Annotated in this window: 19 protein-coding genes; 6 read left to right on the forward strand and 13 right to left on the reverse strand. The window is 73.8% G+C overall.

The annotated features are described in order from the left end of the window. Nucleotides 1-248: 248 nt before the first annotated feature. Both ACGBYP_RS08910 and ACGBYP_RS08915 read left to right on the forward strand, forming a co-directional pair. Complete coding sequence (locus ACGBYP_RS08910) at nt 249-1,304, forward strand: Glu/Leu/Phe/Val family dehydrogenase (protein WP_411583700.1); 1,056 nt, start codon at nt 249-251, stop codon at nt 1,302-1,304. 267 nt (nt 1,305-1,571) lie between these two features. Beyond that, nucleotides 1,572-1,757 (forward strand): DUF3073 family protein, encoded by a 186-nt coding sequence (locus ACGBYP_RS08915; protein ID WP_411583143.1) that lies wholly within the window; start codon nt 1,572-1,574, stop codon nt 1,755-1,757. 156 nt (nt 1,758-1,913) lie between these two features. On the opposite strand, the gene purM is transcribed toward ACGBYP_RS08915, so the two are convergent. From purM to ACGBYP_RS08935, 4 genes are all read right to left on the reverse strand, one after another. Next, nucleotides 1,914-2,987 (reverse strand): phosphoribosylformylglycinamidine cyclo-ligase, encoded by a 1,074-nt coding sequence (purM, locus tag ACGBYP_RS08920; protein ID WP_411583146.1) that lies wholly within the window; start codon nt 2,985-2,987, stop codon nt 1,914-1,916. 19 nt (nt 2,988-3,006) lie between these two features. Further along, nucleotides 3,007-4,566 (reverse strand): amidophosphoribosyltransferase, encoded by a 1,560-nt coding sequence (purF, locus tag ACGBYP_RS08925; protein WP_411583148.1) that lies wholly within the window; start codon nt 4,564-4,566, stop codon nt 3,007-3,009. Nucleotides 4,567-4,692: 126 nt separating this feature from the next. Beyond that, on the reverse strand, nt 4,693-5,301 hold the full coding sequence (locus tag ACGBYP_RS08930; RefSeq protein ID WP_411583150.1) for an MBL fold metallo-hydrolase: 609 nt from the start codon (nt 5,299-5,301) through the stop codon (nt 4,693-4,695). After that, complete coding sequence (locus ACGBYP_RS08935; protein ID WP_411583153.1) at nt 5,301-6,386, reverse strand: S-(hydroxymethyl)mycothiol dehydrogenase; 1,086 nt, start codon at nt 6,384-6,386, stop codon at nt 5,301-5,303. Before ACGBYP_RS08935 ends, ACGBYP_RS08930 begins: the two co-directional genes overlap by 1 nt. Before the next feature lie 230 nt (nt 6,387-6,616). On the opposite strand from ACGBYP_RS08935, the gene ACGBYP_RS08940 reads away from it, so the two are divergent. Both ACGBYP_RS08940 and ACGBYP_RS08945 read left to right on the forward strand, forming a co-directional pair. Then, entirely contained in the window at nt 6,617-8,041 is a 1,425-nt protein-coding gene (locus tag ACGBYP_RS08940) for an OFA family MFS transporter (protein ID WP_411583156.1), read from the forward strand. Beyond that, the gene (locus ACGBYP_RS08945) at nt 8,038-8,181 is read left to right on the forward strand and encodes a hypothetical protein (protein WP_411583159.1); all 144 of its coding nucleotides are present in this window, start codon (nt 8,038-8,040) and stop codon (nt 8,179-8,181) included. The genes ACGBYP_RS08940 and ACGBYP_RS08945 overlap by 4 nt, the downstream gene beginning before the upstream one ends. A 238-nt stretch (nt 8,182-8,419) precedes the next feature. Here the strand turns inward: ACGBYP_RS08945 and ACGBYP_RS08950 are convergent, their stop codons facing one another. From ACGBYP_RS08950 to purS, 4 genes are read right to left on the reverse strand one after another with little or no spacing between them, the layout of a single operon-like run. Then, entirely contained in the window at nt 8,420-8,809 is a 390-nt protein-coding gene (locus ACGBYP_RS08950) for a sterol carrier family protein (protein ID WP_411583161.1), read from the reverse strand. Next, the gene (gene purL, locus ACGBYP_RS08955) at nt 8,809-11,136 is read right to left on the reverse strand and encodes a phosphoribosylformylglycinamidine synthase subunit PurL (RefSeq protein WP_411583163.1); all 2,328 of its coding nucleotides are present in this window, start codon (nt 11,134-11,136) and stop codon (nt 8,809-8,811) included. The genes ACGBYP_RS08950 and purL overlap by 1 nt, the downstream gene beginning before the upstream one ends. Next, the gene (purQ, locus tag ACGBYP_RS08960) at nt 11,133-11,807 is read right to left on the reverse strand and encodes a phosphoribosylformylglycinamidine synthase subunit PurQ (protein WP_411583164.1); all 675 of its coding nucleotides are present in this window, start codon (nt 11,805-11,807) and stop codon (nt 11,133-11,135) included. Before purQ ends, purL begins: the two co-directional genes overlap by 4 nt. A gap of 10 nt (nt 11,808-11,817) precedes the next feature. Further along, the gene (gene purS / locus ACGBYP_RS08965) at nt 11,818-12,057 is read right to left on the reverse strand and encodes a phosphoribosylformylglycinamidine synthase subunit PurS (protein WP_163609878.1); all 240 of its coding nucleotides are present in this window, start codon (nt 12,055-12,057) and stop codon (nt 11,818-11,820) included. 184 nt (nt 12,058-12,241) lie between these two features. On the opposite strand from purS, the gene ACGBYP_RS08970 reads away from it, so the two are divergent. Then, a complete protein-coding gene (locus ACGBYP_RS08970) occupies nt 12,242-12,907 on the forward strand; it encodes a flagellar brake protein (protein WP_411583167.1) in 666 nt (221 codons plus the stop codon). A gap of 42 nt (nt 12,908-12,949) precedes the next feature. Here the strand turns inward: ACGBYP_RS08970 and ACGBYP_RS08975 are convergent, their stop codons facing one another. From ACGBYP_RS08975 to ACGBYP_RS08985, 3 genes are read right to left on the reverse strand one after another with little or no spacing between them, the layout of a single operon-like run. Then, a complete protein-coding gene (locus ACGBYP_RS08975) occupies nt 12,950-14,188 on the reverse strand; it encodes an amidohydrolase family protein (RefSeq protein ID WP_411583170.1) in 1,239 nt (412 codons plus the stop codon). Then, nucleotides 14,185-14,712: a GAF domain-containing protein gene (locus ACGBYP_RS08980; protein ID WP_411583173.1), complete on the reverse strand. Its 528-nt coding sequence runs from the start codon at nt 14,710-14,712 to the stop codon at nt 14,185-14,187. The genes ACGBYP_RS08975 and ACGBYP_RS08980 overlap by 4 nt, the downstream gene beginning before the upstream one ends. After that, nucleotides 14,709-16,151 (reverse strand): MFS transporter, encoded by a 1,443-nt coding sequence (locus ACGBYP_RS08985; protein ID WP_411583175.1) that lies wholly within the window; start codon nt 16,149-16,151, stop codon nt 14,709-14,711. The genes ACGBYP_RS08980 and ACGBYP_RS08985 overlap by 4 nt, the downstream gene beginning before the upstream one ends. A 106-nt stretch (nt 16,152-16,257) precedes the next feature. Here ACGBYP_RS08985 and ACGBYP_RS08990 point away from each other — a divergent pair, with 106 nt between their 5' ends. Further along, nucleotides 16,258-17,181, forward strand: coding sequence for a MurR/RpiR family transcriptional regulator (locus ACGBYP_RS08990; protein ID WP_411583177.1), 924 nt, complete (start codon nt 16,258-16,260; stop codon nt 17,179-17,181). Between the two features lie 7 nt (nt 17,182-17,188). Here the strand turns inward: ACGBYP_RS08990 and ACGBYP_RS08995 are convergent, their stop codons facing one another. After that, complete coding sequence (locus tag ACGBYP_RS08995) at nt 17,189-18,067, reverse strand: phosphoribosylaminoimidazolesuccinocarboxamide synthase (protein ID WP_411583179.1); 879 nt, start codon at nt 18,065-18,067, stop codon at nt 17,189-17,191. Then, nucleotides 18,064-19,371 carry an adenylosuccinate lyase gene (purB, locus tag ACGBYP_RS09000; protein ID WP_411583181.1) on the reverse strand — a complete coding sequence of 436 codons (1,308 nt, stop codon included), beginning with the start codon at nt 19,369-19,371 and terminating at the stop codon, nt 18,064-18,066. The genes ACGBYP_RS08995 and purB overlap by 4 nt, the downstream gene beginning before the upstream one ends. Between the last annotated feature and the right edge of the window lie 80 nt (nt 19,372-19,451).

Consider the following 19,451-nt stretch of genomic DNA (forward strand, 5'->3'; position numbering starts at 1 on the left):
GCGGCGCAACGCTGCCCCGCTGGTCCCCTCCCCCGGCCACCCTCGACTCGGGAGCCGACGGGGGGAGTGTGCGGCACCGGGGTCCGCCGGCGCCTGTCGTCAGCCCCTGATCATGCCCGGCGCGCCGGGCGATCGTGGCACGGACTCCCCGACTCGACCTGCGCGTCGTCCGCCGGTCACCCCGACGGGGGTCCTGCGCGGGCGCGGGGGCCCTCCCGGGCGGCACCTAGGCTGGCCCGGTGGACGTGATGGGCTCAGGGCACGAACAGGTCGTCTTCTGCTCCGACCCGGAGTCGGGACTGCGCGCGGTGATCGCGATCTACTCCACCGCGCTCGGCCCGGCACTGGGCGGCACCCGCTTCTTCCCCTACGCCTCCGAGCAGGCCGCGGTGACCGACGCGCTGGCGCTGTCGAAGGCGATGGCCTACAAGAACAGCCTGGCCGGGCTCGACCTCGGCGGCGGCAAGGGCGTCATCATCGGCGACCCCCGCACCGACAAGACCGAGGCGCTGCTGCGCGCCTACGGCCGCTTCGTCGAGAGCCTGGGCGGGCGGTACCTCACCGCCTGCGACGTCGGCACCTACAACGCCGACCTGGACGTGGTCGCCCGGGAGACCCGGTTCGCGCACGGCCGGTCCGAGGCGTTCGGCGGGTGCGGCGACTCCTCGGTGCTCACCGCGTTCGGCGTCTTCCAGGGGATGCGGGCCGCCGCGCAGCACCGCTGGGGCAGCCCGTCGCTGGCCGGCCGCACCGTCGCGGTCGCCGGCGTCGGCAAGGTCGGCTCGCACCTGGTCGACCTGGTCGTGGCCGACGGCGCGTCGGCGGTGGTCACCGACGTCGACCGGGCCGCCGTCGACCGCGTGCTGGCCCGCCACGCCGGCGTCACCGCCGTCGCCGACACCGCGGCCCTGGTGCGCACCCCGCACGACGTCTACGCGCCCTGCGCGCTCGGCGGCGCCCTGGACGACGAGACCGTCGCCGTCCTGCCCGCCCAGATCGTGTGCGGCGGCGCGAACAACCAGCTGCCGCACGCCGGGTCGGCCGAGCTGCTGCGCGCCCGCGGGGTCCTCTACGCCCCCGACTACCTGGTGAACGCCGGCGGCGTCGTCCAGGTCGAGGACGAGCGGCACGGGTTCTCCTTCGCCCGGGCCGAGGCGCGGACCGCGACGGTCTTCGACGTCGCGCTGCGGGTGTTCACCACCGCCGCGGCCGAGGACGTCTCCCCGGCCGTGGCTGCCGACCGGCTGGCCGAGGAGCGCATGCGCTCGGTGGGGCGGCTGGCCACCATCCGGCTGCCCCGCTGACGGAGGACCCCCTCGCCCACCGCCCTGCGAAGGGGCCGGCGGGCCGTCGATCGTGAGACGCCGGTCACCAATCACCTCCGGACGAGGGGGCTCGCGGGAGGGACCCGTGCCCGTGACCGATCCGTGTCGTAAGCTTCCTCCAGGACACAGTCACTCAGTCGGGGTCGCCACACGGGCCGTCCAGCCCAGTGCTGGACGACGACCCGCACTCCGTCACGAGGGGGTCGAGCCATGGGGCGCGGCCGAGCGAAGGCCAAGCAGACACGCGTGGCCCGTGAGCTCAAGTACAGCTCACCCAACACCGATCTGACGGCACTCCAGCGCGAGCTCGCTGGACAGCCGTCGTCGTTCCCGACCCGTGCGCCGAAGGACGACGACGACGAGGACGAGCCCCAGGCCGACAGCTGGCTGGGGGACGACGAGGACGACGACTGGGCTGCCACCAGTCGTTGACCTGACGGTCGGCACACGTACCACCGCGACACCGCTGCCTCTTCCGGGTGCAGCGGTGTTCTCGCGCGTCCGGCGGCTCCACCCGCTGGACGCGCGAGGAGCCCCGGCACCTGGGTGCCGGGGCTCCTCGTGGTGCCGCTACGAATCGTGACGCCGCTACGAGCGGTAGCTGCCCACCAGCCGGGCCGCGGCAGGGCCGCCGGAGGCCGCGAGGGTGCCGGCCGCCCAGGCGGGCACCCCGCGGGCGGTGAGCAGCGCCAGCGCCCGGTCGGCCTGGTCCGGCGCCACCGCGGCGACCATGCCGACCCCGCAGTTGAACGCCCGCTCGGACTCCGCGCGCGGTACGCCGGCGGACTCCATCAGCGACACGGCGGCCGGCAGCGCCCAGGTGCTGCGGTCCAGGACCGCCTCGAGGCCGTCAGGGACCACCCGCACCGTGTTGCCGGCCAGCCCGCCGCCGGTGATGTGGGCGAAGGCGTGCACCGCCTCCACGCCGAGCTCTGCGATCAGGGCCAGGCAGTCGAGGGCGTAGATCCGGGTGGGCTCGAGCAGGACGTCGCCCAGCGGGCGGTCCAGGCCGGCCGGCGTGCCGGTGAGGTCGAGGCGGGCGCGGTCGACGACCCGGCGCACCAGCGAGTAGCCGTTGGAGTGGAAGCCCGAGGACGCCATGGCGATGACGACGTCGCCGTCGCGCACCCGCTCGGGGCCCAGCACGGAGTCCTCCTCGACGACGCCCACGGCGGTGGCCGCGAGGTCGTAGTCGTCGGCGCCCATCAGGTCGCCGTGCTCGGCGGTCTCGCCGCCCACCAGGGCCGCGCCGGCGAGGCGGCAGCCGGTGGCGATGCCGGTGACGATCGCGGCGATCCGCTCGGGCACCACCCGCCCGCAGGCGACGTAGTCCTGCAGGAACAGCGGCTCGGCCCCGCACGCGACCAGGTCGTCGACGACCATCGCGACCAGGTCGATGCCCACCGTGTCGTGCCGGTCCAGCGCCCGGGCCAGCGCGATCTTCGTGCCGACGCCGTCGGTCGAGGAGGCCAGCAGCGGGCTGCGGTACCTGGCGACGTCGAGCCGGAAGAGGCCGGCGAAGCCGCCGAGCCCGCCGACGACCTCGGGGCGGTTGGTGCGCTCGACCGCGGAGCGCATCAGCGTCACCGCGCGCTCGCCGGCGTCGATGTCGACGCCGGAGGCGGCGTAGGTGAGGGCGGACGGGTCGGGCTGCGTGCTCACGGGGCGGGGCTCCTGCGGGTCAGGGACGGCTGAGGGCGTCGTCGGCGCCACCGGGGACGGTGGGGCTGCCGGCCTGGCGCCCGGTCCAGCCGGTGACCGCGGCGGCCTCGTCGGTCATCGCCTTGCGGCCGATGCCCTCGAGCACGTGCTTGCCCAGCACCGTGGGCTCGGCCAGCGGGATCGGGTACTCGCCGGTGAAGCACGCGGTGCACAGCCGGTTGGCCGGCTGCTCGGTGGCGGCGATGAGGCCCTGCTCGGAGACGTAGGCCAGCGAGTCGGCGTTGATCGAGGCGCGCACGCCGTCGACGTCCAGTCCGTTGGCGACCAGCTCCGCCCGGCTGGCGAAGTCGATGCCGTAGAAGCACGGCCACTTCACCGGCGGGGAGGAGATGCGCACGTGCACCTCGACGGCGCCGGCCTCGCGCAGCATGCGCACCAGCGCGCGCTGGGTGTTGCCGCGCACGATCGAGTCGTCGACGACGACCAGCCGCTTGCCGCGGATGACGTCGCGCAGCGGGTTGAGCTTGAGCCGGATGCCCAGCTGCCGGATGGTCTGGCTGGGCTGGATGAAGGTGCGCCCGACGTAGGAGTTCTTGACCAGGCCGAGCCCGTAGGGGATGCCCGAGGCCTCGGCGTAGCCGACGGCGGCCGGGGTGCCCGACTCCGGCACCGGGATGACCAGGTCGGCGTCGGCGGGGTGCTCGGCCGCCAGCCGGCGGCCGATCTCCACGCGGGCGGCGTGCACCCCGCGGCCGGAGATCGTGGTGTCGGGGCGGGCCAGGTAGACGTACTCGAAGACGCAGCCCTTGGGCTGGCTGTGCGCGAAGTGCTGGCTGCGCAGCCCGTCCTCGTCGATGGCGATCAGCTCGCCGGGCTCGACCTCGCGCACGTAGGAGGCGCCGCAGATGTCCAGCGCCGCGGTCTCGCTGGCCACGACCCAGCCCCGCTCCAGCCGGCCGAGGACCAGCGGGCGCACGCCCTGCGGGTCGCGCGCGGCGTAGAGCGTGTGCTCGTCCATGAAGGTGAGGCTGAACGCGCCGCGCAGCCGGGGCAGCACGTCCATGGCCGCCGCCTCGACCGAGACGTCGGGCTTGGCCGCGATCAGGGAGGTGATCAGGTCGGAGTCGTTCGTGGCGACGAACGCCCCGGCCACGCCCTCGTCGGCCGCGGCGCTGGCCAGCTCGGCGGTGTTGACGAGGTTGCCGTTGTGACAGAGCGCCAGGCCGGTCCCGGCACCCGTGGTGCGGAACGTCGGCTGGGCGTTCTCCCACGTGGAGGCGCCGGTCGTGGAGTACCGGGTGTGCCCGACGGCGATGTGGCCCCGCAGGCTGCCCAGGGTCGGCTCGTCGAACACCTGGCTGACCAGGCCGAGGTCCTTGTAGACCACGACCGAGGAGCCGTCGGACACCGCGATGCCGGCCGCCTCCTGACCGCGGTGCTGGAGCGCGTACAGGCCGAAGTAGGTGAGCTTCGCGACCTCTTCGCCGGGCGCCCAGACGCCGAAGACGCCGCAGGCGTCCTGGGGGCCGGGGTCCTGGGGATCGAGGTCGTGCGTCAGCCGTCCATCACCGCGAGGCACCTGGAGAGCGTACCGGCTCGCGCGCCCTCCCCCGGGTGGCAGTTCTCACCCGGAGGAGGGCGGCCGGAGTCGCGACCCCGGCCGCCCTGGGGGCCGAGAACGCGACTTCGGCCCCCAGGGGTGGGGTCAGGAGATGTGACCGGTCTCCGCGGTGATGGTCGTGTCCTCACCGTGCCCGGTGTGGACGACGGTGTCGCCGTGCAGCGTGAGCAGCCGGGACCGGATCGAGGCCAGGATCGTCGGGTGGTCGCTGAACGAGCGGCCGGTGGCGCCCGGGCCGCCGGAGAACAGGGTGTCGCCGGTGAAGACGGCGCCCAGGTCGGCGGCGTGCAGGCTGGTACTGCCCGGCGAGTGGCCCGGCGTGTGCAGCGCGGTCAGCGTCGTGCCGGCCACCCGCACGCGCGCGAGGTCGGCGAGCTCGCCGTCGGGCACCGCCACCGGGTGCACCATCTGCCACAGCATCGTGTCGGCCGGGTGCAGCAGCACCGGGGCGTCGACGGCCTCGCGCAGGTCGACCGCGGCGGTGATGTGGTCGTTGTGCCCGTGGGTGAGCAGGATCGCCCGGACCCGGCGTCCGCCGATCGCCTCGACGATGGGGGCCGCCCGGTGCGGGGCGTCGATGACCACCACCTCGTCGTCGTCGCCGACCAGCCAGACGTTGTTGTCGACGTCGAAGTCCTGGCCGTCGAGGCTGAAGACCCCGCTGACGACCGCCTTCTCGATGCGCGCGGTCATCAGAACACCACGACCGAGCGCAGGACCTCGCCCTTGTGCATCTTGTCGAACGCGGCCTCCACCTGGTCCAGCCCGATCGTCTCGGAGACGAACGCCTCGAGCGGGAAGCGGCCCTTCAGGTAGAGGTCGACCAGCATCGGGAAGTCGCGGCTGGGCAGGCAGTCGCCGTACCAGGAGGACTTCAGCGACCCACCGCGGCCGAAGACCTCCAGCAGCGGCAGGGTGATCTCCATGTCCGGCCGGGGCACGCCGACCAGGACGACGCGGCCGGCCAGGTCACGGGAGTAGAAGGCCTGCTCGTACACCGCCGGGTGGCCGACGGCGTCGATGGTGACGTCGGCACCGAACCCGCCGGTGAGCGCCTTGATCGCCTCGACCGGGTCGGTCTCCAGGCTGTTGACCGTGTGGGTGGCGCCGAGGTCCTTGGCCCACTGCAGCTTCCGGTCGTCGATGTCGACGGCGATGATCGTCGTCGCGCCGGCCAGCGCGGCCCCGGCGATCGCGGCGTCACCGACCCCGCCGCAGCCGAAGACGGCGACGCTCTCACCGCGCTGCACGGCACCGGTGTTGATCGCCGCCCCCACCCCGGCCATGACGCCGCAGCCGAGCAGCCCGGCCGCCGTCGCCGGCGCCTGCGGGTCGACCTTCGTGCACTGACCGGAGTGCACCAGCGTCTTCTCGGCGAAGGCCCCGATGCCCAGCGCGGGGCTCAGCTCGGTGCCGTCGGCCAGCGTCATCTTCTGCGCGGCGTTGTGGGTGTCGAAGCAGTACTGCGGCTGGCCCTTGCGGCAGGCCCGGCACTCGCCGCAGACCGCCCGCCAGTTGAGGACGACGAAGTCGCCGACCGCGACGTCGGTGACGCCCTCACCGATCGCGGAGACGACGCCGGCGGCCTCGTGCCCGAGCAGGAAGGGGAACTCGTCGTTGATCCCGCCCTCGCGGTAGTGCAGGTCGGTGTGGCAGACCCCGCAGGCCTGCACGTCGACGACGGCCTCACCCGGGCCGGGGTCGGGGACGATGATCGTCTCGATGGTGACGGGAGCGCCCTTGCTGAGGGCGACGACGCCCTTGACCTCGTACGGCATGCCTCCAGCCTAGGTACATCGGCAGGACGGCCGCCTGCTGCAGTCCAGGGTCCGAGTTCCCGGCGGCGTGCAACGAATTGGTCTCGGCCTCCCTCCGATGAGTGCAGTCGGCGCGCCGCCTTGCCTGGCGCGCCGTACGGTCCCACCGGTCGCGACGGAGCTCACAGGAAGTGACTCGCGCGGCTGGCTCGACCGACCGGCCGCGCCGTCACGTCACCTCGGAGGTCTCCGTGGCAGTACCCAGCTTCCTGGCCCGGGAGCGCATCATCGCGCGTCCGGGCTTCAACCGGTGGCTCATCCCGCCGGCTGCGCTCGCCGTGCACCTGTGCATCGGCCAGGCCTACGCGACCAGCGTCTACAAGGCCGCCCTGGTCGCGAACTTCGAGTCGAACCTGAAGAACATCGGGTACATCTTCTCGCTCGCGATCGTGATGCTCGGCCTCTCGGCCGCGCTCTTCGGCACCTGGGTGGACCGCAACGGTCCCCGCGCCGCGATGTTCGTCTCGGCCGTCTTCTGGTCCGCGGGCTTCCTGATCGGCTCGCTGGGCATCGCGACCGACCAGCTGTGGCTGCTCTACCTCGGCTACGGCGTCATCGGCGGCATCGGCCTGGGCATCGGGTACATCTCCCCGGTCTCCACGCTGATCAAGTGGTTCCCCGACCGTCCGGGCCTGGCCACCGGCATGGCGATCATGGGCTTCGGTGGCGGTGCGCTCATCGCGTCCCCGCTGTCGCGTCAGCTGATGAGCTGGTACGACCCGGCCTACATCCCCTCCGGTGCCGGCGCCAACGTCGCCAGCGGTGACGCGGTCGCCAAGCTGTTCCTGACCCTGGGCCTGGTCTACCTGGTCTTCATGCTCTTCGGTGCCTTCATCGTCCGGGTGCCCGCCGCCGACTGGAAGCCCGCGGGCTTCGACCCGGCGTCGATCAAGGCCAAGCCGATGATCACCACCGAGAGCGTCTCGGCCGCCAACGCCATCAAGACGCCGCAGTTCTGGCTGCTGTGGGTCGTGCTGTTCTGCAACGTCACCGCCGGCATCGGCATCCTCGAGCAGGCCAGCGGCATGATCCAGGACTTCTTCCGCGAGGGCGGCACGTCCACGGTCGCCGTCACGGCCGCCGCCGGCTTCGTCGGCCTGCTGTCGCTGTTCAACATGGGTGGCCGGTTCGTCTGGTCCTCGACGTCGGACTACGTCGGCCGCAAGGGCATCTACATGGTCTACCTGGGCGTGGGCCTGGTGCTCTACGTCCTGCTGGCCACCGTGGGCAGCTCGGCCACCTGGCTGTTCGTCGTCCTCGCCGCGCTGATCATCAGCTTCTACGGCGGTGGCTTCGCCACCGTCCCGGCCTACCTGCGCGACCTCTTCGGCACCTACCAGGTCGGCGCCATCCACGGCCGCCTGCTGACCGCCTGGGCCGCCGCCGGCGTCGCCGGTCCGCTGATCGTCAACGGCATCCTGGACTCGCGCGGCAAGGTCGGCGAGCTCGAGGCCGCCGACTACCGCCCCGCCCTGTTCATCATGGTCGGCGTGCTCGCCGTCGGCTTCGTGGCCAACCTGCTGATCCGCCCCGTGTCCAGCAAGTTCCACGAGCCGAAGACCGCCGTCGACGCCTTCTCCACCCCCTCTGACCCGGAAGCGAGCGTCACGCGATGAGCACCTCGGTCGGCAACTCCCCCCAGCAGGCCAGCACCCACACCCCCGTGGGCCTGATCGCCTTCGCCTGGACCCTCGTGGGCGTGCCCCTCGTCTACGGGCTGTACCAGACGGTGAAGACGGCCAGCAACCTGTTCTGAGCCGCACCGCACCACCCGGACGCCCCGTCTGCTCACCGAGCAGGCGGGGCGTCCTGCTGTTGCCGGACGTGCCCCCGGATCAGGTCACCTGATCGTGCGTGCGCCTGGCTCAGCGCACGAGGTGAGCCAGGAGCACGCACGGTGAGCCAGGACGACGCTGGACGACGCTGGACGACGCAGGACGCCGCAGGACGCCGCAGGACGGACGACGCCGGACGACGGGACCGGGACCGCCCGGTCAGCCGCGGCGCAGCGGCTGCAGCGGCAGGTGGGCGGAGAGGTCGGCGCGGTTGCCGCTGGCCACCACCCGGCCCTCGGCGACCGACTCGGCCCAGCTCAGCGCGCCGGTGGCCAGCCGCAGCCAGGTGGCGGCGTCGGTCTCGACCACGTTGGGCGGGGTGCCGCGGGTGTGCCGCGGCCCGGGGACGCACTGCACCGCCACGAACGGCGGCACCCGCAGCTCCACCGACCGCCCGGGCACCTGCTGGGCCAGCCAGCGCGCCGAGGTCTTCACCGCGGCGCCCAGCACCGGCCGGGGAGGCTGGTCGGCCTCCCCGGCCAGCCACCCGGCCACCGGCGCCAGGACGGCGCGCAGCTCCTCCGCCGAGATGGGCTGCACGCCGGCCATCAGCTGGTCGGGACGGTGCCCGCCGGGACGGCGCCGACGACGAGCTCCGGGTTGCCGAACAGCGCCGGCAGCGTGCCCGTCCAGGCGGTGCGCAGCTCGGCCAGCGGCAGCTCCAGCAGGCCCTCGACCACCAGGGCGTCGCCGCCCGTCGTCCCGAGCTCGGTGACCGGGACACCGGCCGCCTCGGCCGCGGCGCTCACCGCGGCGGGGTCGGCGGTGGTGACGACGACGCGGGCGCCGGACTCGGCGAACAGCGCGGCCGTGGGGTCGCCGTCCAGGTGGAGCGTGGCGCCGGTGCCGTACCGCAGCGCGGACTCGGTCAGCGCCTGGGCGAGCCCGCCGTCGGCGAGGTCGTGGGCAGAGGTGACCAGGCCGTCAGCGGAGAACCCGGCCAGCAGCTGCGCCAGGGCGCGCTCGGCCGCGAGGTCCAGCCGGGGCGGCAGCCCGCCCAGGTGGCCGTGGACGACCGCGGCCCAGGCCGACCCACCGAACTCCGGCCGGGTCTCCCCCAGCAGCAGCACGGTCTCACCGGCAGCCCGCCAGCCGGCCGGCACGCGGCGGGTGACGTCGGCGTGCACGCCGAGCACGCCGATCACCGGCGTCGGGTTGATCGCGACGTCGCCGGTCTGGTTGTAGAGGCTCACGTTGCCGCCGGTGACCGGCAGGCCGAGCTCGCGGCAGCCGTCGGCCAGGCCGCGGACGGCCTCGGCGAACTGCCACATGACCTCGGGGTTCTCCGGGGAGCCGAAGTTCAGGCAGTTGGTGACCGCCAGCGGCACCGCGCCGGAGACCGCGACGTTGCGGTAGGCCTCTGCCAGGTTCAGCTGGGCGCCGGTGTAGGGGTCCAGCCGGGAGAAGCGGGCGTTGCCGTCGAGGGCCAGGGCGATGCCGAGGTTGCTCGACTCGTCGATCCGCAGGACGCCGGCGTCCTCGGGCTGGGCCAGCACGGTGTTGCCGCGCACGTAGCGGTCGTACTGCTCGGTCACCCACGACTTGTCGGCGCCGTCGGGGCTGGAGACCAGGGCCAGCCAGTCGGCGCGCAGGTCGGCCGAGGACGACGGCGGGGCGTCGGCCTGCAGGGCGTCCAGGTCGGCCGGGCGGGCCATCGGGCGCTCGTAGCGCGGGCCCTCCAGGGCCACCGTGCGCGGCGGGACGTCGACGATCCGCTCGCCGTGCCAGTCGATGGTCAGCCGGTCGCCGTCGGTGACCTCACCGATGACGGTGGCCAGCACGTCCCACTTGGCGCAGACGGCGAGGAACGCCTCGACCTTGCCCGGCTCGACGACCGCGCACATCCGCTCCTGCGACTCGCTCATCAGGATCTCGGCGGGCGTGAGCGTGGAGTCGCGCAGCGGGACGGCGTCCAGGTCGATGGCCATGCCGCCGGAGCCGGCCGCGGCGAGCTCGCTGGTGGCGCAGGAGATGCCGGCACCACCGAGGTCCTGGATGCCGGTGACCAGGCCCGCGGCGAAGATCTCCAGGCAGGCCTCGATCAGCAGCTTCTCGGTGAACGGGTCGCCCACCTGCACCGCCGGGCGCTTGGCCGGGCCCTCCGCGTCGAAGGTCTCCGACGCCAGGACCGAGACGCCGCCGATGCCGTCGCCGCCGGTGCGGGCGCCGAACAGCACGACCTTGTTGCCCGCGCCCTCGGCCTTGGCCAGCTGCAGGTCACCGTGCTTCATCACGCCGACGCACAGCGCGTTGACCAGCGGGTTGCCGGCGTAGGTGTCGTCGAAGAGCAGCTCGCCGCCGATGTTGGGCAGGCCCAGGCAGTTGCCGTAGCCGCCCACGCCGGCGACCACGCCGGGCAGCACCCGGGCGGTGTCGGGGGCGTCGGCCGCCCCGAAGCGCAGCGAGTCCATGACGGCGACCGGGCGGGCGCCCATGGTGAGGATGTCGCGGACGATGCCGCCGACCCCGGTGGCCGCACCCTGGTAGGGCTCGACGTAGCTGGGGTGGTTGTGCGACTCGACCTTGAAGGTGACCGCGTAGCCCTCGCCGACGTCGACCACGCCGGCGTTCTCGCCCATGCCGACCAGCAGCGCGTCGCTCTTGGGCAGGTCGCCGAAGCGGCGCAGGTGCACCTTGGAGGACTTGTAGGAGCAGTGCTCGCTCCACATGACCGAGTACATGGCCAGCTCGGCGGTGGTGGGCCGGCGGCCGAGGATCTCCCGGATGGAGGCGTACTCGTCGTCCTTGAGCCCCAGCTCGGCGAACGGCTGCGCGGTGTCCGGGGTCTGGCCGGCGCGCTCGACGGTGTCCAGGTCGGGCATGGACCGGACGGCGGCGTCGGCGGGGCCGTCCGCCGGGTGCGCGGGCGTGGTCACGCGGCACCCACCAGCGAGGTCAGCACGGAGGTGAAGAAGCCCAGGCCGTCGGTGCTGGGACCGGTGAGGTCCTCCACCGCGTGCTCCGGGTGCGGCATCAGCCCGACCACCCGGCCGTCGGCGCTGGTCACCCCGGCGATGTCGCGGGAGCTGCCGTTGGGGTTGCCCCCGACGTAGCGGACGACGACCCGGCCCTCACCCTCGAGCCGGTCCAGGTCGGCGTCGGCGGCGACGTAGCGGCCCTCGCCGTTCTTCACCGGGACGACGATCTCCTGGCCGTCGGCGAACGACGAGGTCCAGGCGGTGTTGGCGCGCTCGACGCGCAGCCCCTGGTCGCGGTTGCGGAAGTGCAGGTGGCTGTTGCGGGTCAGCGCCCCGGGCAGCAGCCCGGCCTCGCAGAGCACCTGGAAGCCGTTGCAGATGCCCAGCACCGGCAGGCCGGTGCCCGCGGCGGCGACGACGTCGGCCATCAGCGGCGAGCGGGCGGCGATGGCGCCGGCCCGCAGGTAGTCGCCGTAGGAGAAACCGCCGGGCAGGACCACGGCGTCGACGTCCTTCAGGTCGTGGTCGCCGTGCCACAGGGAGACGGGCTCACCGCCGGCGAGCCGGACCGCACGCGCGGCGTCGACGTCGTCCAGGGAGCCCGGGAAGGTGATGACACCGATGCGCACGATGAGTTCCTCAGTCCGTGGGGAGGTGCAGCTCGACGTCTTCGATGACGGGGTTGGCCAGCAGTGTCTCGGCGATCTCGCGGAGCTCCGCGGCGTCGGGGGTGCCGTCCACCTCCAGCACGAAGTGCTTGCCCTGGCGGACACTGCGGACACCGGAGTGACCGAGCCGGCCCAGGGCGCCGAGCACGGCCTGCCCCTGCGGATCGGAGATCTCTGGCTTCAGGACGACGTCGACGACCACGACTGGCACGGCGACGAGGGTACCGGCACGGCGGGGCGCCCCCGACCGCCGTCCTGCGGTGGTGGGGAACGGTCCACCCCTGCCCCGAACGGGTGGGCGCCCGGGGGCGTTCCACTGGAGTTCGTCCCGGGGCTGTCGATGATGACTGCAACCAGGCCGTCACCGGACGGTCACTGCGCAGGACGGAGGCGGCATGGTCGCCGGTACGGCGAACGTCGACTACCCGGCTGTGGCGACGGGGCTCAGCGTCCTGCCCCTCGGCCGGGACGAGGCGCTCACCAGCCGGGTCCGCCGGGTCGGCGACGGCCACCTGTTCATCAGCGCCCCGCGCACGCCCGTCGGCGAGAACGCGTTCTTCATCGCCCGCGACATGCTGGACGTGTCCTGGCAGTCCGACGACGGGCTGCGCTCGGCGCCGGCGGAGTCGCTCTCGATCGCCTCGGACGGGACCTGGAAGGTCAAGCTCACCGGCCCCGCCAGCCGACTGCAGCGCCGGGACGCCGTCCGCGCACCGATCGGGCTGCCGGTGTCGCTGTCCTGGGGCCACGTCTCGCTCAACGGCAGCACCGTCGACCTCAGCGAGGGCGGCGCGCTGTGCGTCTTCCGCGGCGGCGGTGACCTGGGTGTGAAGGTGCCGTTCCCGAAGAAGGACGAGCGGCTCACCCTCCGGCTGGACCTCTACTCCGACGAGCTGTTCCTCCCGGTCGCGATCGTCCGCCGGCGGCCGCGGGAGGACAGCCTGCACGAGTGGTCGATGCGCTTCGTCGGCCTGCCCGAGTCCGCCGCGGACCTCATCCGCTCGCACGTGTTCACCGCGCTCCGCAACGCCCGCGCCCGCGGGCTCGCCGCCCTGTACTGAGCAGGACGCGCGCCGCCGGCCACCCGCCGGCGCGCGCCCGGGTCAGTCGCGGTCGACGACGACACGGCCGGCCTGCACGACCGTGCGGACGTGCCGCTCGGGGTCGGCCAGCACGCGGACGTCGGCGAGCGGGTCGGCGTCGACGACCACCAGGTCGGCGTGCGCCCCCGGGGCCACCACACCGACCTCCCCGACCATGCCGACCAGCTCCGCGGCCACGGTCGTCGCCGAGCGCAGGACCTCCAGCGGCGACTGGACCTCCGACCGGATGGCGAACTCCCGCGACTGGTGCCGCTGCATCCCGCCGAGCAGGTCCGAGCCGTAGACGATCCGCACGCCGCCGCGGGCCGCCCGCTCCAGGGCGCCGAGCCCGGCCCCGAGGACCGCGTCGACCTTCTCCCAGCTGTCGCGGGGCAGGCCGTGGTCCATCCCCTCCTCCTTGAGCGCCCAGTAGGTCACCAGGGTGGGGACGAGGAAGGCCTGCTTCTCGCGGAGGAGCTCGACGCTGCGGTCGTCGATCAGGTTGCCGTGCTCGATCGACCGGATGCCGACCTCCAGCGCCCGGTTCACCGACCGCGCGGTGTAGGCGTGCGCGGCCACGTACCGGTTCGCCGCCTCGGCCTCCTCGACCACCGCGCGCAGCTCGTCCAGCGAGTACTGGGTGGAGTCGATCCGGTCCGTCGGCGAGGAGACCCCGCCACCGGCCATCACCTTCAGGTGGTGGGCGCCGGTGCGCAGCTGGTCGCGGGCGGCGATGCGCAGGGCCTCCACGCCGTCGACCACCCGGCCCATGCTCACGCAGCAGCCGGGCTCCTCCGACGCGCTCTGACCCGGCCCCCGGACGTCGCCGTGCCCGCCGGTCTGGCTCAGCGCCTTGCCGCCGAACACCAGCCGCGGGCCGCTGATCAGCCCCTCGGCCTGCGCGCGGGCCATGCCGAAGTCGGCGCCCCCGGTGTCGCGGACGGTGGTGAAGCCGCGGGCCAGCATGGCGCCCATCAGCCGGCCGACGTGCGCGGCCACGTAGCTGGGCGCCCAGGTGGGCAGCGCGGCCAGGTCCGCGGTCGCCGCGGTCACGTGCACGTGCCCGTCGACCAGCCCGGGCAGCACCCGGCGCCCGGCGGCGTCCAGGACCCGGGCGCCCTCCGGCGCGGTCAGCCCGCGGCCGACCTCGGCGATGCGGCCGTCCACGGCGAGCACGTCGGTGCCCTCGAGGTACTCCCCGGCCGCGACGTCCAGGACGTCGGCGCCGCGGACCAGCAGGGCGGGGGTGGGGGTGCTCAACGGTTCTCCTCCGGGGTGGGGACGGCGGTGCGGGCGGCGTGCCAGGCCAGCAGCGGGGCCACCGCCAGCGCGGCGACCGGGGCCGCCCGGTCGACCGAGCCCTCGTCGTAGGTGCCCTCGGCGTCCAGCAGGCTCAGCGCGCCGATGGTGCGCCCGTCGGCGACGACCGGCAGGTTCAGGGTGGCCCCGCAGCCGAGCGCCTCGATCGTCGGCCAGTCGGCGAAGACCGCCGCCACCGACGCGGGGTCGACACCCAGGTACGGCTGCTGGCGCACCAGCACCTGCTGCGGCCAGGGCGCGTCCCGGGGCATGGTCTTCTCCCCGCCGACCGGGTACTCGGCGGGGTGCGAGGTGTGCACCCGCGCCAGGACGCCGCGGTCGTCGTCCCAGGCGAGCACGGTGAACAGCCGGGCGCCGACCAGCCGGCGTGCCTCGGCCTGCACCGGGTCGAGACCGGGCGCGTTGGCGGCGGGTGGCCCGTCGGGCCGGGTGATCAGGGTGTCGGGTGCGGACGGGGTGGTCATCGCTCTCCTCCTGCGGCGGGGCGCGGGAGGGACCCGCCGGCGTGCGCCGCGGTCTCCTGCGCCCGGTGGACGTCGTCGGTCTCGGTGAGCTCCTCCAGCGACCGTCCGGACGTGGACAGGCCGAACACCAGCACCGCGGCCACGCCGACCGCCAGCACGACGGTGATCATCGTGAACACGCCACCGAAGCCCAGCGAGGCCGAGGTGAAGCCGATGATCGCCGGCGCCGAGATGCTGCCGATCCGGCCGAAGGCGCTGGACAGCCCGGTGCCGGTGGCCCGGATCCAGGTCGGGAAGACCTCGGGGGTGTAGGCGTAGAGCCCGGAGTACACGCCGTTGAGGAAGAACGACAGCACCGCACCGGAGACGACGATGCCCAGCGAGGAGTCCATCTGGCTCAGCGCGAAGGCGCTGACCGCCGACCCCACCAGGTAGAGCGCGATCGTGCGCCGGCGGTCGAACCGCTCGTTGCACCAGGCCGCGGAGAAGTAGCCCGGGATCTGCGCCAGGTAGATGACGATGGAGAAGGTGAAGCTCTTGGACACCGTCAGGCCGCGGTCGACCAGCAGCGTCGGGATCCAGGAGAAGAAGCCGTAGTAGGCGAAGGTGATGACGAACCAGACCGTCCACACGACGGCGGTCCGGCGGGCCATCGCGGGGCTCCAGAGGAAGCGGAGCGCGGAGAACAGCGTGGGGCTGGCCTGCTCGACGACCGGGGCGGGTGGGCCGGTCGGTGCGGGCAGGGGCGGCAGCGCACGGCCGGTGGCCGCCTCGACCCGGCGCTCGAAGTCGACGACCACCACCTCGGCCTCGGCCGTGCGCCCCTTGAGCAGCAGGAAGCGCGGGGACTCCGGCAGCGAGCGCCGCCACCACAGCAGCATCAGCACGGGCACGGCGGTGATCACCTGCGCCCAGCGCCAGCCCTCGTCCAGCCCGGGGACGACGAACCGGCCGATCAGCGCGGCCCCGACGTAGCCGAAGGAGAAGAAGCCGGCCAGCGCGCCGATGAACCAGCCGCGCCGCTTGGCCGGCACGAACTCGGCCAGGAAGGGGGCGATGATCGCGCTCTCGGCGCCGGTGCCGATGCCGGCGACGACCCGGGCGACGACGAAGAACTCGAAGTTCGGCGACACGGCCGCGACCAGGGTGAAGGCGGCGTAGAAGGCCAGCGACCACATCATCACCCGGCGCCGGCCGATGCGGTCGGCGAGCAGCCCCGCCACGGTGGCGCCGATCAGGTAGCCCAGCGGGGTGGCGGAGCCGATGATGCCGGCCTGCCCGGAGCTCAGGCCCCACTCCTCGCGCACCGAGGGCAGCAGGAAGGCGACGATCGCGCCGTCCATGCCGTCGAAGGTGTACCCCAGGCCGCCGATCAGCAGCAGCAGGTGGTGCGGCCGGCTGAGCGGCAGCCGGTCCAGGCGTTCCAGCAACTGCGACATCGCATCTCCTCTGACCGGTCGGGCGACCGCGTCGCTGCAACGTATGACGCAGAACACCATCATTGCAACGGTTCTTGCAGAGTTGACGCCGACGTAACGTGCAGCCGTGCCCTCTCGCCCCACCCCGGCGTCGCCTCCCGGTCCGCAGGAGGACGACGGGCGGTCGGCCGAGCCGCTCGCCGCCTGGCTGGAGTCCCGCGGTCCGGCCGGCGGCCTGTCGACCAAGTCGAGCGCCGTGGTCCACGTGCTGCGGACGATGCCGCGCACCGCCTCCTACGGCGGGGCGGGCGAGATCGCCGCCGCCGCCGGCGTCAACGTCGCCACCGTGACCCGGACGGCACAGGCGCTCGGCTTCCCCGGCTGGCCCGCCCTCCAGCAGGAGCTGCGGGCCCGGTACCTGTCCTCGCTGAGCGCCCCGCAGGTCGCGGCCGAGCACGGGCCGCTCACCGACGCCCCCGGGGCCGCCTCGCTGCGCCGTGACATCGACGACCTGGCCGTGCTGTCGCGCGGCACCGACCTGGCCGCGCTGCGGTCGCTGGCGCAGGCCATCGCCGGCGCGCGGCGCACCCTGGTCGTCGCCTCCGGCAGCTACACCGCGGTCGGCCAGGCGCTCGCCCACAACGCGACGCTGGCCGGCTACGACGTGCACCTGCACGACGGGTCCACCGCTGCGATGGTCAACGCGCTGGCCGCCACGGAGCCGGGCGACGTCGTGCTGTCCATCAGCTTCTGGCGGCTCTACGCCAGCGCGGTGCAGGCCGCCCGGGTCGCCGGCCGGCAAGGCGCGACCGTCTGGGCGCTGACCGACAGCGCCAGCGGTCCGCTGGCTGCCGCCGCCCAGCACGTGCTGGTCGTGCCCGCCGAGGGGGTCTCCTTCTTCCCCTCGCTCACCCCGGCGCTCGCCGTCGTCCAGGCGCTGTGCGCCGAACTGGCCGCCGTCGACCCCGCGCGCACCCGGGCGCGGGTGGCGGCCGCGGACGCGATGTGGGACGAGTTCGGCCTGCTCGACCGCGCCCCGCACCGCCGGTGAGCGGGGGTCAGCTCCAGCTGCGGCCGGTGAGCTTCTCGTAGGCGGTCACGTAGCGCTCGCGGGTGGCCGCGACGACGGCCTCGGGCAGCTCGGGCGGGGTCGAGACGCGGTCCCAGCCGGAGGTGGTCAGCCAGTCGCGGACGTACTGCTTGTCGAACGAGGGCTGCGGCGCCCCCGGCGACCAGGTGATCGCCGGCCAGAACCGCGAGGAGTCCGGGGTGAGCACCTCGTCGCCCAGGACGAGCGTGCCGTGCGCCGTCCCGAACTCGAACTTGGTGTCGGCCAGCACGATGCCGGCCTCCTCGGCGATCCCCGCGCCGCGGCGGTACAGCGCCAGCGTGAGCGCGCGCAGCGCCTCGGCCCGCTCGGTGCCCACGGCGTCGACGACCTGCGCGAAGCCGATCGCCTCGTCGTGCTCGCCCACCTCGGCCTTGGTGGAGGGGGTGAAGACCGGCTCGGGCAGCTTCGAGCCCTCGACCAGCCCGGCGGGCAGCTCGACGTCGACGATCGCGCCGGTGTGCTGGTACTCGACCGTGCCCGAGCCGGAGAGGTAGCCGCGGGCCACGCACTCGACCGGCAGCATCTCCAGCCGGCGCACCAGCATCGACCGGCCGGCGAGCTCGGCGGGCACGCCCTCGGCCAGCAGCGCGTCGCCGGTGGCCAGCAGGTGGTGCTCAGCGCCGTGCGCGGCCAGCACCGGCGCGAGCTGCTCGAACCACCACACCGACAGCGCGGTGAGCACCCGGCCCTTGTCCGGGACGGGCGTGGGCAGGACGACGTCGTAAGCGGAGATGCGGTCGCTGGCGACCAGCAGCAGCCGGTCGGCGTCGACGGCGTACACCTCGCGGACCTTGCCGCGGGCGACGAGCTCGAACGGGACCGTCACGACAGCGCGGCGAGCCGGTCGAAGAGCGGGCCGAGGTTGGCCACGTACCGCTCGGGCCGGCAGATCTCGTCCAGCCGGGCCTCGTCCAGCGCCACGCCGTCGGCATCCGCCCGCTCGCGCAGGGTCTGCCGGAACGGCGTCCCGTCCTGCCACGTGCGCATGGCCGCGGACTGCACCAGCGCGTAGGCCTGCTCGCGGCTCATCCCGCCCTCGACCAGCTCCAGCAGCACCGAGGAGGTGTAGATCAGCCCGCCGGTGGACTCGAGGTTCGCCCGCATCCGCTCGGCGTCCACGACCAGGTTCTCGACCAGCCCCGCCGTCAGGTCCAGCAGGTAGTCGGTGGTGATCGCGGCGTCGGGGAGGAACACCCGCTCGGTGGAGGAGTGCGAGATGTCGCGCTCGTGCCACAGCGGGATGCCCTCCATGACCGGCACGATCGCCGCGCGCACGACCCGGGCCAGGCCGGCGATCCGCTCGGAGCGGATCGGGTTCTTCTTGTGCGGCATGGCGGAGGAGCCCTTCTGGCCCGCGCCGAAGGCCTCCGAGAGCTCGCGCACCTCGGTGCGCTGGCCGTGCCGCACCTCCAGGGCGATCGCCTCGCAGACGGTGGCGATGATCGCCAGCGCCGAGACCCACTCGCTGATGCCGTCGCGCAGCACCACCTGGGTGGAGGCGTCGGCGGCGCGCAGGTGCAGCGCCTCGGCGACGGTGACCTCGACCGAGGGGTCGATCAGCGAGTACGTGCCGACCGCACCGGAGATGGCGACGACGCCGACGGCCTCGCGGGCGCGGCGCAGCCGGTCGCGGGAGCGCGCGGCGGCGAAGGCGAGGTCGGCGACCCGGTGGCCCCAGACGTCGGGCTCGGCGTGCACGCCGTGCGTGCGGCCGACCTTGATGGTGTCCCGGTGGGCCAGCCCGTGGTCGCGCAGCGCGGCGACCAGCCGGTCGGCCTTGGCCAGCAGCACGTCGGTGGCGTCGGTGAGCTGGACGGCGAGGGCGGTGTCCAGCAGGTCGGACGACGTCATGCCGTGGTGGACGTAGGCCGCGGCCGAGCGGGGCTCGGTGTTGTCGGCCCACGCGGTGAGGAAGGCGATGACGTCGTGCTGCGTCGTCTGCTCGATCTCCGCGACCCGCTCGGGGGTGGGCGGCGGGGCGTTGCGCACCGGCTCGACGACGTCGGCGGGCACCCGCCCGGCGGCCGCGTGCGCCTCGAGGACGAGTGTCTCCACCCGGCACCACAGCTCGTACTTGTGCTGATCGCTCCAGACCCGCCCCATCTCGGGCAGGGTGTACCTGTCGATCATGCGGGTACCGCCTCGGACCGCTCAGCTCGTCGCGCCACGGCCCCATCCTCTCGCACCGCTGCGGGCGGGCCCCCATCCCC

Origin of the sequence: Modestobacter sp. SSW1-42, from assembly GCF_046635825.1 — a bacterium.
Taxonomy (GTDB): domain Bacteria; phylum Actinomycetota; class Actinomycetes; order Mycobacteriales; family Geodermatophilaceae; genus Modestobacter.

What these genes read in the sequence shown, in the direction of transcription:
- ACGBYP_RS08950 (WP_411583161.1), bottom strand. Translation starts at nt 8,809, where the DNA reads ATGGCCGGCGTGCAGCCCATCTCGGCGGAGGAGCTGCGCGCCGTCCTG.
- ACGBYP_RS08935 (WP_411583153.1), bottom strand. Translation starts at nt 6,386, where the DNA reads ATGCCGTACGAGGTCAAGGGCGTCGTCGCCCTCAGCAAGGGCGCTCCC.
- ACGBYP_RS08980 (WP_411583173.1), bottom strand. Translation starts at nt 14,712, where the DNA reads ATGACCACCCCGTCCGCACCCGACACCCTGATCACCCGGCCCGACGGG.
- ACGBYP_RS08970 (WP_411583167.1), top strand. Translation starts at nt 12,242, where the DNA reads ATGGTCGCCGGTACGGCGAACGTCGACTACCCGGCTGTGGCGACGGGG.
- purB (WP_411583181.1), bottom strand. Translation starts at nt 19,371, where the DNA reads ATGATCGACAGGTACACCCTGCCCGAGATGGGGCGGGTCTGGAGCGAT.
- ACGBYP_RS08910 (WP_411583700.1), top strand. Translation starts at nt 249, where the DNA reads ATGGGCTCAGGGCACGAACAGGTCGTCTTCTGCTCCGACCCGGAGTCG.
- ACGBYP_RS08945 (WP_411583159.1), top strand. Translation starts at nt 8,038, where the DNA reads ATGAGCACCTCGGTCGGCAACTCCCCCCAGCAGGCCAGCACCCACACC.
- ACGBYP_RS08930 (WP_411583150.1), bottom strand. Translation starts at nt 5,301, where the DNA reads ATGACCGCGCGCATCGAGAAGGCGGTCGTCAGCGGGGTCTTCAGCCTC.
- ACGBYP_RS08985 (WP_411583175.1), bottom strand. Translation starts at nt 16,151, where the DNA reads ATGTCGCAGTTGCTGGAACGCCTGGACCGGCTGCCGCTCAGCCGGCCG.